At 69.6% G+C, this 14,554-nt stretch carries 10 protein-coding genes; 1 reads left to right on the forward strand and 9 read right to left on the reverse strand.

All coding sequences use genetic code 11. The features are described from left to right. Window positions 1-125: 125 nt before the first annotated feature. The 5 genes from CMC5_RS04525 to CMC5_RS47225 are packed head-to-tail and all read right to left on the reverse strand — an operon-like array spanning window position 126 to window position 7,306. Window positions 126-2,276, reverse strand: a complete 2,151-nt coding sequence (locus CMC5_RS04525; protein ID WP_245678294.1) for a beta-galactosidase — start codon at window positions 2,274-2,276, stop codon at window positions 126-128. Continuing rightward, the gene (locus CMC5_RS04530) at window positions 2,269-4,476 is read right to left on the reverse strand and encodes a complex I subunit 4 family protein (RefSeq protein ID WP_156338195.1); all 2,208 of its coding nucleotides are present in this window, start codon (window positions 4,474-4,476) and stop codon (window positions 2,269-2,271) included. Before CMC5_RS04530 ends, CMC5_RS04525 begins: the two co-directional genes overlap by 8 nt. Further along, the gene (locus CMC5_RS04535) at window positions 4,473-6,095 is read right to left on the reverse strand and encodes a hypothetical protein (RefSeq protein ID WP_050429262.1); all 1,623 of its coding nucleotides are present in this window, start codon (window positions 6,093-6,095) and stop codon (window positions 4,473-4,475) included. Before CMC5_RS04535 ends, CMC5_RS04530 begins: the two co-directional genes overlap by 4 nt. 15 nt (window positions 6,096-6,110) lie before the next feature. After that, on the reverse strand, window positions 6,111-6,974 hold the full coding sequence (gene yihA / locus CMC5_RS04540; RefSeq protein WP_050429263.1) for a ribosome biogenesis GTP-binding protein YihA/YsxC: 864 nt from the start codon (window positions 6,972-6,974) through the stop codon (window positions 6,111-6,113). After that, a complete protein-coding gene (locus tag CMC5_RS47225) occupies window positions 6,971-7,306 on the reverse strand; it encodes a gamma-butyrobetaine hydroxylase family protein (protein ID WP_050429264.1) in 336 nt (111 codons plus the stop codon). The genes yihA and CMC5_RS47225 overlap by 4 nt, the downstream gene beginning before the upstream one ends. Before the next feature lie 252 nt (window positions 7,307-7,558). On the opposite strand from CMC5_RS47225, the gene CMC5_RS04550 reads away from it, so the two are divergent. Then, window positions 7,559-8,725 (forward strand): metallophosphoesterase, encoded by a 1,167-nt coding sequence (locus tag CMC5_RS04550; RefSeq protein ID WP_050429265.1) that lies wholly within the window; start codon window positions 7,559-7,561, stop codon window positions 8,723-8,725. 46 nt (window positions 8,726-8,771) lie between these two features. On the opposite strand, the gene CMC5_RS04555 is transcribed toward CMC5_RS04550, so the two are convergent. The 4 genes from CMC5_RS04555 to CMC5_RS04570 all read right to left on the reverse strand — a co-directional run bounded on the left by CMC5_RS04555 (window position 8,772) and on the right by CMC5_RS04570 (window position 14,471). Beyond that, on the reverse strand, window positions 8,772-10,157 hold the full coding sequence (locus tag CMC5_RS04555) for a hypothetical protein (protein WP_050429266.1): 1,386 nt from the start codon (window positions 10,155-10,157) through the stop codon (window positions 8,772-8,774). Between the two features lie 90 nt (window positions 10,158-10,247). Next, window positions 10,248-11,225 (reverse strand): Gfo/Idh/MocA family protein, encoded by a 978-nt coding sequence (locus CMC5_RS04560; RefSeq protein WP_050429267.1) that lies wholly within the window; start codon window positions 11,223-11,225, stop codon window positions 10,248-10,250. A gap of 258 nt (window positions 11,226-11,483) precedes the next feature. Further along, entirely contained in the window at window positions 11,484-12,434 is a 951-nt protein-coding gene (locus tag CMC5_RS04565; RefSeq protein ID WP_050429268.1) for an acetyl-CoA carboxylase carboxyltransferase subunit alpha, read from the reverse strand. 24 nt (window positions 12,435-12,458) lie between these two features. After that, a complete protein-coding gene (locus CMC5_RS04570) occupies window positions 12,459-14,471 on the reverse strand; it encodes an adenylate/guanylate cyclase domain-containing protein (RefSeq protein ID WP_050429269.1) in 2,013 nt (670 codons plus the stop codon). Window positions 14,472-14,554 lie beyond the last annotated feature (83 nt).

Below are 14,554 nucleotides of genomic sequence, written 5' to 3' on the forward strand. Positions count from 1 at the left end.
TTCCTTTCTGACGCCCACGACGAGCGGATCGAAACGCTGGGTGCGGGCGCACCAGCCCCCCGCCCCCCGCTCCGGCCAGGCCGGCGGAGCAGAGCAGAGCGAGGGGAGGAATTCAACCGCAGCAGCTAGTCGAGGGCCAGCATTCTGACCGTTCGTGGCGTCAGCCGCAGCTCCAGCAGACCGGCGGGCGCGCCGCGTGTCGCCCGGCCCACGCTCCCGGCGCCTCGGCGCATCTCGTAACGACCCTCTTCGAGCATGTCGGTGGCGCGCTCCGCGTCGATGGCGACCCGCGCGATCACGTCCATGTCGCCTGGATTGATCAGGAACAGAACCCGCGGGCGCCCCTCTGCATCCTCGTGAACCGTTGCGAACACGCCATCTGGGTCGCAAGCGTACGTTGGCAAGCCGAGCACTTCGATGGCGCGCGCGACCGCCGCGTCGGCGGCCGCAGGATCATCCTGAAAGAGCCACGGGTCGGGCCCTTCGACAGCGTTCTGCTCCTGCGGCGCTGTCAGGGTAGGGCGCGGCGTGCGCAGGCGCGCGAGATCATAAGGCTCCGTGAGCGCGCGGAACGACCCGTCGAACACTGGCTGTTGCGGACCCAGGGTGATCAATGTCCCTCGCGCCGCGGCTTCCTCCAGACGCTGCGCGAGTGTCGGGTGCAGTCCGCCCGAGGTTGCGCAGATCAACCACTGCGCGCCTTCCAGCGACACATCACGATCCTCTCCGCCGACGTGAGCGTAAGGCACGCCGCGGGCATCCAGCGCTTCTTCGAACGCGCGAGCGAACGTGTCGGCTTCCACGGCCAGCGGATAGCCCAGCCCCAGATCATCCTCCAGGCAGCGCTCTCGCGCGCCGGCCCCGAGCACCGAGAAGAAGGCGCCAATGAGTGGCCCGAAGGCGTGCATCGCGCGCGTCAGCCGCCGCTCGGAGCGCGGGATCAAGATACGCACGGGGGTCCGGCGCCGGAGCGTGTGGAACGAGGTCGCCTCGAGCGCTGCGCTGAGCTTGCGCCAGAACTGGGCGAAGGGGCGTGACCGACCTCGCCGATCGATCGGCGCTCCTACCCACCGATCGCGCTCCACGGCCATGTACACGTTGTAACCGCGCAGTCCGTATGCGAGCGCCGTCAGGACCGTGAAGGCGCTGTCACGCTCCTCCAGCGGCGGAAAAAATGGCGGGAACCCCGCTCCCATCTCGCACGCGAAGGCTGGCAACCCCAGGCCTTCGCACCGCACGGCGAGCTCCGTCGTGCGTCTTGCGATGATGGCGCGGCTCACGGGCGCGGCCGTGTTGTAGTAGTCGAGCCCGCACAGATCGACCGCCCGCGTCACCCGCGCTGCGTTCAGAGGACCTGTCTCCTGCCCCATCGGCAGGTTGTGCGTCGTGGGCAGCCCCTCGAGCCCTGCGACCTCGAGCGCCTTCGCGAAGCGCCCCATCGCGGTCTCCAGCAGGTGTTCATGGAACTCGCACCAGTCCAGGTGTCGCGCCAGATCCTCCGGTCGCTCCGCATCGAATGTGGTCGGGGGCATCAGCGATGCGAAGCGCTCGCCTTCGTCGCCCGGCGGCCTCGAAGCCCGCTTGCCGTACGCGTGTGTCAGCGCCTCGATCGTCCGGTACTTGTCGCGCAGAAACCTGCGGTAGAGCGCGATGGCGTCCGGGTGATAGTCCTGATCATAAGCCCCATCTCGGAAATAGAGCGCCCCCTCGTTGTCCACCTGCAACAGCACGATCGGCCCTGCCGGATACAGGAGCGGCGAAAGCGACGGCCCCAGCGCATGGAAGTACCGCGACACCTCGTCGTGGAATGCCTCGCTCGCGTAGCTCGGTACAGGGAACGCGAAGGGCAGCATGGGCAACACTACCGGATTCCCCTCCGCCGACCGGGCCTGGCAGCTCGGGTCCCAGATGATCCGCTCTGGGAGCCCGAAGTAGGTCATCTCCGCGTTGATGTGCGGCCCTGGACGCACGATCGCGTACAGCCCGAGTTCGTGAGCGAGGCGTAGAAACGCGGCGGCGTCACGCTGTGCGTCGCGCTGACCCAGCTCGAAGCGGCCCGGCGCCGTCTCGTGAACGCTCCAGGGAACGTACGTGTCCACAAAGTGCAGCCCGAGTTCCTTCACGGCCTGGAGGCAGGCCCGCCAGTCCCGCGGATCGAGCCGCCAGTAATGCACGCTGCCTGCGAGCAGCGGCAGGACCTGCCCACCGAGATCCACGCCGCCCGGGACCAGGTGCACCCCTCGGGTCCAGCGCGTGCGTGCCCGCGTGTCATCCATGAGTGAGTTCCCCTGATGTTTCATCCCGACCGCCGAGCCAGGCGGGCGCTTCCCCGTCACGTGACTCCAACGCGATCTGGGTCGGCGACGCCGGATCCAGTCGCCGATGCAGATCGAGGGTCGTCCGGTCGATCACCCCGAGCAGCAGCCGCGGGAACAGGCCGAGCAACAGAACCAGGAGCGCCACTGGCAAAACCGCTCCCAGTTCGAGCTTCCCCAGATCGCCGGCTCGCTCGTGTCCGCCTCCGGGAAGCACGCGGCAGAGCGCCCGCACATGGGCTGCGGCGCCAAGGAGCAGCCCGATCGTCACCACCGCCGCGAGCCACGGATACCGTGACGCGGCGCCGAAAAGCACGAGCGCGCTCCCCCAGAAGCCGCTCGACCCCGGCACGCCCAGCGAAGCGAGCAGCGCGAGCCCCAGGAGCCACGTCGCGCGCGGCATGGTGGCAAACCGTCCGCCCAGCCCGTCCAGCTCGCGCGTCCGGGAGCGTGCCTCTCCCCACGACGCCACCGCGAAGAGGAGGGCAGCGACGAGACCGTGCAGAACGAGCTGCGCCGCTGCTCCCTGGATCCCCTGAGGTGTCAACGTCCCCGCCCCGAGGAGGACGAGCCCCGCCCGGCTCACCGACACATAGCCGAGGAGCCGCACCAGATCGCGCTGACCGAGGGCCAGGACAGCGCCGCTGATCAGCGTCAGCACACCCAGCGCCGACATCCCGGCCGCGGCCCACCGGGTCGCGTCCGGGAGTACACCCACGTGCATCCTGAGCACCCCGTACCCAGCCGCTGCCAGCAACCCAGAAGCGATCACCACCCGCGCTGGCGCTGGTGCTTCGGTCTGCGTCGTCGGCAACCATCCGTGCAGCGGTGCGATCGGCAGGAACAGCCCGAACGCGATCAGCAGAGCGATCCACACGAGCTTCAGCGCGTTGACCCCGGCGAGGGTCAGCCCCTCAGATACCCAGTCCACCCGCGCAAGCTCTGGCAGCGCGGCCGTTCGTGCCGCGACCCCGCCATCGACCAGGTAGCTCGGCCCCGCATGCTGGAGAAGCCACCCCGTGGACAGCACGAGCAGCACCACGCTCACCGCGGCGAACGCGAGGAACCTGTGCGTCCCTGGTTGCTGTCCTGATGACTTTCCGCCCAGCAGGTGCGCCCCGAGCGACGCCAGCAAGACCACCCACGACACCGAGAGCAGGAGCAGGTCCTGAGCGACGAACATGCCGATCATCGCGGCCACGGCCACGTCGAGCAGCACCGGTTCTCCCCGCTGTGGCAGCACCGGATCCCGACCCCACCGGAGCAGCGAGGTCACGACCCCGACCACCGTAGCGAGCACCACCAGCGGCACGGACAGGCCATCCACGCCGACCGAGTATTCGGCCCCCAGCGACGGCAGGAGCGCCCGTCGCTCGACGAACTGCAACCCATCGTTGCCATCGCTCCGAGCAAAGCCCGTGTCGAAGACTGCGTAGATCCACACCGAAAGGAGCAGATTCAGCCCGTGCGCCGCGACCGGGAACACCCGCCCGAGCAGCGCGTCCCCCGTGCGCCGGAGGAGGCCCGCGCCGAGCGCGCCCAGCAAGGGGATGAACATCAGCAACGACAGCGCATGCGCGCCTACCCAGCCGAGACCACGGCCTCGATGGGCGTGGATGCCCATGGCTGCTGGCAGCGCGTGAGGATCCTCGGCGTGCTCTACCCCGCTCGTCGCGTGGTTCTCCGGACGCCCTGGGGCTTCGTCCGCGGGCACGACCAGCACGTGACCGTACAGCTCTCGCGCTCGTGCTACCGACGTCCTCCAGCGCACCCTCACCGTGCGCTTTTCGCCGGGCTTCATCACCATCCCTGGCGATCCGCGCTCCAGCTCCGCGCTCAGCCCTGGGGGCGTGCGTGGATCCTCCGTCGAGGTGCGCACCGCGATTTGCTCCAGGCGAACGGGCCTGTCGCCCACGTTCTCGACGACGAACCCCCCGACGAAGTCGAGCCCATCCGTCGTGAGTTCCAGCGGCCCCGAGCCCTCGCGGTGCAGTACGAGCCGGCCGCTGCCATCCCTCGACGCATGCTCCGGCGACTTCGCCTCCACCCCATGCTCCCGAGACGTCTGTGCGTCGGCCTGGGGCACGACGCCAAGCAGGATCGCGAGCACGCACAGTGGCCCGAGCAAGGCCTTCATCGAACGGCACCGGTACGCGATCACGACGCGCCTCCCTCGACGGGTTTCACCGCTTCAGCCTTCCGAAGCAGCGCGCGCGACAGCGCGAACCCCATGAACGGCAGTCCGAGCAGCGCGAGTGCGGCGGCTCCGCTGCCGACAGGCCCCAGCGCGAACACCGGCTCCAGGCGCAGCACGAGGACCACGCCAGCATACGCCGCCGCGATCGCTCCGACCCACGCCGCCATGGGCGTCCCTCTCGTGGACGACCACCCAGCGAGCCCCGACTGGAGCGACTTCAACGCGGCTCCCAGCATGAAGAGCAAGCACGAGAGCCCCACGAGCTGCACGCCGCCCCAGCCCTTCTTGCCCGCGAGATCCTTGCGCAGAAAGGCGGAGCCGTTCTCGTCCTTGAGACCCAGCTGATCGGCGATCTCCCGGAAAGACAGCGTCGGGCCCACCATGGTGAGGACGATGTCCTCCCCCGGCTCCACCGAGATCCGATCGATGGCGGCAACCTCGAACCCGTCGCCGGACACCGTGGCGCCTCCGCCGGGCACGAGGATCACCGAGTGCGCCCCTACCGAGATCTCCTTCCGCAGGAAGGGAGCCACCGCGAACGGCTCGGGCGCTGCCGCGAGCTGTGCTCGGTCGGCGATCCCCAGGTACACCTGCGCCCCCGGGTGTCCTGTGAAGCTCAAGTACCCGCGCGCCCCAGCCCTCACGCGCAGCTGGTCGAGCGAGGTTCGACGCCGCCCGTCTCGCTTCGCATCCGGCTCGTCGGGCTCACCCTCGGGCGCTCCGTAGATGGTGCCCCCGCTACCGCCTCCCGCATGAACGGCGACGAAGCGGGCGCGGTAGTCCGACAGGTAGCGGCCATCACTGGTCCACCGCCCCCCGAGCCCCCAGAACAGCGTGGCCGCGCCGAGCAGGATCACCGCATCCCCAGCGTGATGGGCGAGGAACGCCCGCCCGGAGGCGCGGCTCAGCCCCTCGGCGCGCGCGGGCGCGTCCTCGGCCTCTGCTCCGGACGCGCCCGCGCGCCACAGCAGGATGACGAGGGCCGTTGCGGCCGCGAGCATCTCGCTGCCGAGCACCATCACCACCAGGTTATCGGCCAGGGCCACCGTGACCGCCCCGCCGGCTAGCAGGCACAGCGCCGCGGTCAGGCTCGGCGACGCCCCCTCGGAGCGGGCCGGGGCCTTCGGCGTCGTACCTCCGCCCGCGCCTGCGCTCGAATCCCCAGCCGCACCGCGCCGCGCCGCGACGACGTGGAGCGCGCCCACGGCGAGCGCCACGAGCATCGACACCGCTCCGCCCAGGCGATCCATCGCGAACGCGAGGTCCACGTCGAGCGAGCCCACGCGTACCAGGTTCCAGGCGACGTCGTGGAAGCTCTTGCGCGCGCTGTCCTGCCCCAGCAGCGCCGACAGGTTCACCGCGGCGAGCGCGCTTCCCAGAAGCGATGCGCCGATCCCGAGCAGCACCACCCCGGACCGACCGAGCCGCAGCCGCTCGGCGAGCCCACGCCCCAGACCTGCGCGTCGGATGCGTGGCCCGAGCGCTGCACACGCCAGCGCGGCGAGGAGAAACAGCAAGGGGAGACACCACAGCGGCGTCGGCGGCGACGCGACCTGCGTGATCTGGCCGTTGTACTCGAGCATGAGAACCCGTTGGGATCAGGACTTGTCGACGGCAACCGTCCGCTCGGAGGAGCCATCGGGGGGCGCGGGGAGGGCCGACCCTCCGGCAGTCTTCGATGCGTCCGACGCGGTGGGCGTCTCCGACGTCGTCGATGGGGTGGCTTGGGTTGCCGTCGCCTCGCTACCGAGGGTGGCCCGGCGGATGGCGGCCCACAGCTCGCGGCGCCCATCCCCGGTGACCGACGAGAACCCGAGGATCGCGCGGGGCTTCTGCTTGGCCGCTGGCGTCCCGGCCTTCGCGTCGTTCTGGACCGGCTCGGCAGCCGCCTTTGCCAGCCGGGAGAGGACGCTCTTGCGCTGCGAGCTGGGCAGCTTGTCGATCTTCGTCGCCACCAGGATGAGTTGCACCGGTCGCCGCGTCACCTGTCTCGCGTTCTCGACGAACTGGATCAGCTCCAGATCGTCCTCCAGGAGGCCTCGCCGCGCGTCGACGAGGAGCACCACTGCGCCCAGCGTCACCCGCCCGTTCAGGTAGCCCTCGATCAACGAAGCCCAGAGGTTCTGCTCCGACTTCGAGCGCCGCGTGAATCCGTAGCCAGGCAAGTCCACCAGCCGGAAGACCGCCGCGTCCCGCGCGCGCGCCTCGAACACATTGATCTGGCGGGTCGAGCCCGGAGTCGAGCTGGTCCTCACCAGACCATGCCGCTCCACCAGCGTGTTGATCAGGCTCGACTTGCCCACGTTCGAGCGCCCCGCGAACGCCACCTCCGTCGACGTGGGGGGCGGGAGGGCCTCGTACGATTTCGCTGCCTTGTCGCGGCCTGCGTCGGCGGCCGCGCCCACGCTGCCCACGTACGACGCCTGAACGATCTGAAACGGATCCAGTCGCTGACCGCTCACGATTGCCCCGGCGGACGGAAGGACGGCTTGCAGTCGTCGCACTGGCAGAGCGAGCGCAGGTAGCGGTACGTGTAGATCCCCGTGTCGTGCCGATCGCCCCAGGTGAACTGGAGCGCGTAGTTGCCGACCTGCTGGAGGTCCCGCAGATCCAGGTCGCCTCCGGGGACATACTTGATCGTGCCGCTGTGGCCCTGACAGTGGGCGCACGGGCAATACCCGCGCAAGATCTCGTGGGGGAGGACGGAGCGGTGGCCATCGGCCCACCGGATCTCCATCACCCGTGCTCCATGGGGAGCCTTCACGTCGCGGGGAGTGGTCTTCGGGTCCTGCATGAGATGCCTTGTTTCGCGGCTGCACCACCTAACACGCCGATCGCCTGGCGCAAACTGGGGCCTCCTGCTCGCCGCCGCGTCGCCTCGGCGCGTGGCCGTCACACGAGCCGGACCGGACCCGCATCGACGTCCACGGCGAACCTCTCGCGGCCCTGCGAGGAGGCAACCGTCACCTGGAGCGCTAAGCTGGCCCGGACGTCCTCAGGCGGTCGCGGCACGAGCGCGCGTCGGACCCGAGGGGCGGCAGCGCTCATGAGTCGATTCGCGATCTACCTCTTCGTGTTCACCGCCGTGTGCCAGGTGCCGTTCGGCCTGGGCCTCCACCACGTGCTCCAGCGCCTCGCGGTTCCGGGCGCGCTGCCGCTCGCGCTCGTGACCAGCATCTCCGCCACCTTGCTGCTTCGAGTCCCCCTTCGCCGGATGATGGCCGACAAGCCGCGCAAGGGACCCGGCGCGCAGCTTTCCCTCCTCGCCGACGAACTCTACTTTACCCACTGGTGCGCCGCGTTCGGCGCCACCATGTTCTTCCTCCCCGGCCTCCTCGTGCTCGGCCTCACCTACCTCGTCGCGCCGGCAAGCCTCCCGCTGGGTGTCGGGGCGCTCGCCGCCGGCTGTTACGCCGTGGCCCTCGTCATCTCCCTCTACGGCGTCCTCATCGGCCGTCGCTGGCTGCGTGTCCGCACGCTGGACGTCGCCGTGCCCGGCCTTGGCGCGGCGTTCGATGGCTACCGCATCGTGCAGCTCTCGGACCTCCACGTCGGCTCCATGTGCCCTCGCGAGCGCATCGACGCCTGGGTCGAGCGCGCCAACGCCCTCGAACCCGATCTCGTCGCCCTCACGGGCGACTACATCACCAGCGGCACTGCCTTTCACGACGACGTCGCCGCGGCGCTGGGGGCCCTGCGCGCGCGTGACGGCGTCGTCGCGGTCATGGGCAACCACGACTACTTCGGCGAAGGCGACCCGTTGATCGAGCGCCTGCGCGCGGCCGGCATCACCGTCCTGCGCAACGAGCACACCCAGATCGCACGCGCTGGCGACCGCTTCACCCTCGCCGGTGTCGACGACGTCTGGACCCGCCGCGCCGACGTCGATCGCACCGTCGCTGGCCGCGATCCGGCTCTCCCCCTCATCGTTCTCGCCCACGACCCGGCCCTCTTCCCCAAGTTCGCAGCGAAGGGAGCCCACCTCGTCCTCAGTGGCCATACCCACTGGGGTCAGCTCGCCGCACCCATCGCCCCCACCCGCCACAACCTCGCTCGGCTCGCCTACCGCTTTCATGCGGGCGTGTACCGCGACGGCGACGCGATGCTCTATGTGCACCCGGGCATGGGCACCACCGGGCCACCGCTCCGTGTCGGTGCACCGCCGGAGATCACCGTCCTCCGCCTCCGCACACCAGGCGCGAGCGAAGCGTGAACGCTGACGGGCGCCACCGTGCGACTGGCGCTCGTCAGAACCCAGCTCAGCGCGCCATGTCGAGCAACATCAACGTCACCAGCGTCGGCCCTTGGCTGCTCGGATTCTGCACCACCACCCGGTAGCTCCCCGGCTCGACCACCGCATTCGGGACCGCATCCTCGTCCTTGTCGAACGCGACGACCCTGTCGCTCGAGCCCTCCTTCACCTCGATGTCCAGGTCCTGCGCGCTGTCGTCGCCGGCCGCGAGCGCCACCATCGGCATCCCCACCACGTCGATCCCGTTGAACGTGTTGCTCTGGTTCGGTTCGAGCACCGTCCCGAAGAACGACCAGTCCCCCTCCTGGTGGAAGACGAGGCCCGAGGGAGACTGCTCGGAGAGCTTGCCGCCATAGAGAATCGCCCTCGAGAACGACTGGAGCAGCCGGTCGGAGGAGATGGCGTATCCCCCATCGTGCATAACGGCGATGGCGACGAACGAGCCCGGCCCGCTGGCGTCGGCGAGCCCGATCATGATCTCGTAGGGGCCGGTGACCGGCGGCCTGAAATGCACGATGGGTTTCGCGTCGTCTTCGGTGTCACTGATCAGGACCTTCCCTTTCGGGTCGGCGATGGCGATGTCCACGTCGATGGCGCTGTCCCCGCCGCCTCCGAGGATCGCGTAGTCGACACCACCTCGGAAGACTTGCCGCATGCGCTGTACGGTGCGTGTCTTCACGTAGGCACCGAGCAGGCAGGCGTGATCCCGGTCGAACCCGAGGGAGGTGCTCTGCTCGACGTGGTGGGCGGCAGCCGCCACCCGTGCGACCGCCTGCATCATGTGGACTCCGGGTTGCCATGGGCCACCCTCCTCCTTGGCGGGCGGCAGGGGCTGGTCCACGATGGGATGCTGGGGAGGAGGCAACGGGGGCAGCGATTCGGCGCCTCGCCGTGCGCCGGGAAGGAGTGCACCTCGCTGCCGGAGCGTGTCGAGGAGCTTCACCGTGGCCTGCGCCTCTTGCTCGCTCATGCGCGGCAGCCGCTCGGCCTGCGCGTCCACGACCGACGTGGTGTCGTCGATCCGACGCCGCTCTTGCCGGTACTCGGCCGTCGTCAGCCTGCAGGCGTTGAAATCGTGGCAGAGCGCTTCACGCTGCGCTCTCAAGGTCTCGAGGACACGGCTCGTCTCGCGTTGCGCGTGGGTTCGGGTTGCATGCTGCGCATCGCCTGGGTCAGGGCGGCCCGTGGCCGCCGCGGCCGCCGCGGCCGCCTGGCTCGGCCCGAGCCCGGCGCAGTCTTTCTGCACGATGGGCCCGATGGGGGCTGGACAGGCGAGCGTGGGGCGGCTGCCCATGGAAGACCCCCCCGGCTTCTGCGCTTCGCCGCAGGCTCCGGCGAGGACCAGGGCGACAGCCAGGTGGGCGCCGGGCACGCCAGGGCGGCTCGTGTGCATTCGAGCAATGTACCGGGGAGGAGCGCCTCCCGAAAGCGCGCCCGGGCGCGGGGTCAGGGCGAGATCCGGGGGTGACGGAAGCTCCCAAGCTCAGGCCGGGCTGGCCATCGCGCCGAGTGTCTGCGCCGTCAAAGCGCGCTCGGCGCGGGCCAGTGCACGGACCACGGTGACGCCCTCGGTGAGTGGTGTGAGGGGCGGCGTCCGGTTCTCCACGCAATCGAGAAAGTGCGAGATCTCGACGGCCAGCGGATCGACGGACGGCAGCCGGATCTCGCGCTCGATGATCAAGGGATCCTCGGTGAGCAGCGAACTTCCTCGCGTCGTCGCCAGGATCACGCTCTCGGGCGACTGCACCTCATCGAACCATGCGACCCGGCGGCTACCCATGACCCGGGTCCACCGCTCCTTCGTCGGGCTCGATCGGCAGAGGCTGATCCGCGCTTGCGTCCCGCTCGCGAGGCGTGCCGCGACGGTGATCGACGCGCCGCGCACCGAGGCGACGACGCTGCGCGCTGGCGTCGGATCGAGGGCGCCGAGCACGGCGAGGTCATGCGGACCGAGCGCCCACAGCGTGGCGTGCGGATCGGCGCTGCCCGCGAGCGCCCGGGCGGAACGGCGGGTGGCGGAGAACCGCTCGACCTCGCCGAGTTCCCCGGCCCCGCAGAGCTCTGCGAGCGTCGTCACGGCGGGGTGATACCGGAGCAGGTGACCCACCATGGCGACCCGGCCCAGCGCCTCCGCCCGCGCTGCACAGCGCTCGGCGTCCTCCGGCGCGAGCGCCAGGGGCTTCTCCACCAGCACGTCGACCCCTGCATCGAGCGCGCGCAGGGTCAGCTCCGCGTGGCTCGTGGGCGGGGTCGCGATGACCACCGCATCGAGCTGAGCGGCCAGCGCCTCATCGAGTGAGGGGACCCGCCGTGCGGAGGGCGCGAAGTACCGCACCCGCTCGAGCCGCGCCGCGTTCGGATCGGCGACGACCACCACCTCCGCTTGCGCGTGGCACGACAGCACCCGCAAGAGGTTCTCGCCCCACACACCGCAACCGATCAGGCCGACGCGCACACTCACGGCGTCCTCACGTGCCTCACCTGGATCGTTTGCATCGTCTGCTCCACACCTCGCGCGGCCTATAGCGCCTGCCCGTCCCGAGGGCCAGCGCGTCACGCGTCTCAGTCACACGGCAGGGGCACGCGCCCCCGCTGCCCCGCCGAGCCAAGCTCGTCGGGGCCCCACCACCCCGCGATCCACTCGGGAAATCTGACATGTCTCGCCGCCTCGGGCCTGACCTCGTTGCATCGAGAAGCGGGCGAAGTCACTGGCCGTGTCTCAGGCCAGGAACGCACCCAGCGCCCTGAACCGCCGGTACCGATCCTCGACCAGCTCCTCGTCGCGCAGCTCGTCCAGCGAGGTCAACGACGACCAGAGCGCCTTGTCGAGCCGGGCCGCGGCGTCGTCGTGATCCTGATGGGCGCCGCCGGTCGGCTCCTCGACCACGCTGTCGACCACCCCGAGCTGGAGCAGGTCGGGCGCCGTGATCTTGAGCTGTGCGGCTGCCTCGTCGGCGCGCGAAGCGTCCTTCCACAGGATCGCGGCGCAGCCCTCGGGTGTGATCACCGAGTAACAAGCGAACTCCATCATCAGCACCCGGTTGGCGACCCCGAGCGCCAGCGCGCCACCGGAGCCCCCCTCGCCGATCACCGTCGCCACGATCGGCACGCTCGCGCGCGCCATCGCCGCCAGCGCGGCGCCGATGGCCTCGCTCTGGCCGCGCTCCTCCGCCGCGATCCCCGGATAGGCCCCCGGCGTATCGATGAACGTCAGGATCGGCATCCGGAACCTGTCGGCCAGCTCGTAGAGCCGGATCGCCTTCCGGTAGCCCTCGGGGTGCGGCATCCCGAAGTTCCTCTTCAGGTTCTCCTTCGTCCCGCGGCCCTTCTGGTGACCCACCACCACCACGCTCCGGCCGTGGAAGCGCGCCATGCCGGCGATGAGCGCCGCGTCTTCCGAGTAGCGCCGATCCCCCTTCAGCTCGACCCAGTCGGTGAACAGCCGCTTCACGTAGTCCAGCGTGTAGGGCCGGTGCGCGTGCCGCGAGAGCTGCACCTTCTGCATCGCCGTGAGATCGGCGAACAGCTCGCGGGCGAGGCGGTTGGTCTTCTCTTCGAGGCGAACGAGCTCGGGCTCGAACCGCGGGTCGGACGCGGCGAGAGCGCGGAGCTTGCGCACCTTGTCGATGAGGTCGGCGACGGGTTTTTCGAACGGAAGGGTGAAGGCCACTGGAGCTTCGGGACAGGAGCGGGTTCAGCCCGCTGCGGTGGGCTCGGCGACGTAGATCTGGGCAGGGACCTGCGCCGATGGACGCTCACGTAGCACGTTGAAGACGCGGAGCGGCTTCTCTTTGCCCTTCACCTTCGCCGGCTGCAGCTCCTGGGTCTCGAAGCGGCTGCCGAGCTTGGCGTACGTGTTCTCGCTGATGACGATCTGACCGGGGAGGGCCACCGAGCAGAGGCGGGCCGAGGTGTTGGCGACGTCGCCGATGACGGTGTAGCTCAGCGCCTTGGTGCTCCCGATGTACCCGGCGACGAGCGGGCCGGTATGGACGCCGATGCCGATCGCGAGCGGCGATCGCGACTGCTCCAGCCTCCGTCGGTTGAACTTGCCGAGCACCTCGCCCATCTCCAGCGCGCACTGCACGCTGCGCAGCGCGTCGTCGGGGTGCTGCACCGGCGCGCCCCAGAGGGCCATGATCCCGTCGCCCATGAACTTGTCGAGGGTCCCCTCGTACTTGAAGATGGTGTCGACCATCTCCTCGAAGTACTCGTTGAGCATCTCGACGAGCTCTTCCGGGCTCGTGTTCTCGCTCATCTGCGTGAAGCCGCGGATGTCGCTGTTGAAGACGGTGCACTCTTCGACGCGCTGACCGCCTTGCTTCACCTCCAGCTGCCCGTTGATCACCTGCTCGGCGACGTTGGGCGACAGCAGGCGACGGAGGCGCTCGCGGCTGACGATCTCGGCCTCGATCTTCTTCCCGAGGATGTTCACCTCGATGAACATCGACGCCTGGTACGCGATCGAGGTGACCAGTTCCAGGTCCTTGGGCTGAAACTGCGCGAGCATCTCGGAGTCGAGCCAGAGCACCCCGAGCACTTCGTTGTTGTGCTGCAGCGGCGCGACGAGCGGCACGACGATGGCCGAGCTGATCCGGTTCAGGATCATGCTCTTGCCCTTGGAGGCGGCGAAGTCCATGGCCGCGTCGTGCGTCAGGACGGCGGCGCGCTCGGCGACGACGTGATCGAGGATGGTCGACGAGACGCTGATCGGCGTCGTCGTACCGTCGCGGCGCTGCATCGCCCGTGGCGTCAGCTCGCCGTTCTCGTCGCGAAGGAAGATCACTCCGCGGTCGGCGCGGATGAACTTGAAGATGCTCGCAAGGATCTTCTCGAGCAGCCGCGTGGTGTCTCGCTCGGCAGCAATCTCGCGGCTCAGCTCGTGGGAGAGGCGGAGGCGCTCGTAGTCGGCGCGGAGCTGCGCCTGATCGGTGGCGATGCGCTCGAAGGCGAGGAAGCCCTTGTCGACGGCCGCGATCTGCGTGCCGATCTGCCGCGCTTGCTCCTGCACGTCGATGCGGGTGCCCGCCGCCACGAACATGTGCGGGTTCTGCGCCCGGGAGAGCGCGCTGAGGGGACCTCCGGGAAGCGGACCGGTCCCACCGGGGCCCAGGGGAGGTTGTGCAGGTGGCGGGAAAGGGTTCGCGTCCGGGTATCGGCCTGCACCCGCCGCTGGCGCGGCACCGGGGGCACCCGGAACCCCTGGACCACCTGGAGCGCCCGGCATCCCAGGGGCACCTGGAGCCCCCGGTACCGGATATGCCGGCGAGAGTTGCGGCGACGACGAAGCGCGGGTGAAGCCTCCGAAGGGATTGGGATAGCCAGGCTGCGCGGGCGGTGCGGCGCCGACGCCCACGGGAGGTGGCGCTGCGACGGCGGGCGGCTGCGGCCAGCCTGGTGCGGGTTGCGGGTGGACTTGCCCTTGCGGATCGTCGAACCGACCCCGGGTCGAGCCCAGCGCGATCTCGTCACCGTGCTTCAGGCCTTGCTCGCCGCGGACGCGCTCGTTGTTGATGAACGTGCCGTTCAGGCTCCCGAGGTCGCGCAGGACGTAGTGATCACCCCTCAGCTCGATGATGCAGTGCTCCTTGGAGACGATCTTGTCGAGGAGCTGGATCGAGTTGTTGGGATGGCGCCCCAGTGAGTTCACGGGCCGCAGATCGATCGCCTGCGTTCCTTCGGCGGTCTGCAGGATGAGGCGGGCCATCGGTGCGGGGAGATTACTCCCGCTGGGGCGACCGTACAATCATCCCCCGGGCTCAGGTGTGGTGATGTGGGCTGCGAGGTGGC

Source organism: Chondromyces crocatus, from assembly GCF_001189295.1.
GTDB lineage: Bacteria > Myxococcota_A > Polyangia > Polyangiales > Polyangiaceae > Chondromyces > Chondromyces crocatus.

Excerpts from the sequence above, each read along its gene's own strand:
- CMC5_RS04525 (WP_245678294.1), bottom strand. The coding sequence starts at position 2,276 with ATGGATGACACGCGGGCACGCACGCGCTGGACCCGAGGGGTGCACCTG.
- CMC5_RS04535 (WP_050429262.1), bottom strand. The coding sequence starts at position 6,095 with ATGCTCGAGTACAACGGCCAGATCACGCAGGTCGCGTCGCCGCCGACG.
- CMC5_RS47225 (WP_050429264.1), bottom strand. The coding sequence starts at position 7,306 with ATGCAGGACCCGAAGACCACTCCCCGCGACGTGAAGGCTCCCCATGGA.
- CMC5_RS04550 (WP_050429265.1), top strand. The coding sequence starts at position 7,559 with ATGAGTCGATTCGCGATCTACCTCTTCGTGTTCACCGCCGTGTGCCAG.
- CMC5_RS04555 (WP_050429266.1), bottom strand. The coding sequence starts at position 10,157 with ATGCACACGAGCCGCCCTGGCGTGCCCGGCGCCCACCTGGCTGTCGCC.
- CMC5_RS04570 (WP_050429269.1), bottom strand. The coding sequence starts at position 14,471 with ATGGCCCGCCTCATCCTGCAGACCGCCGAAGGAACGCAGGCGATCGAT.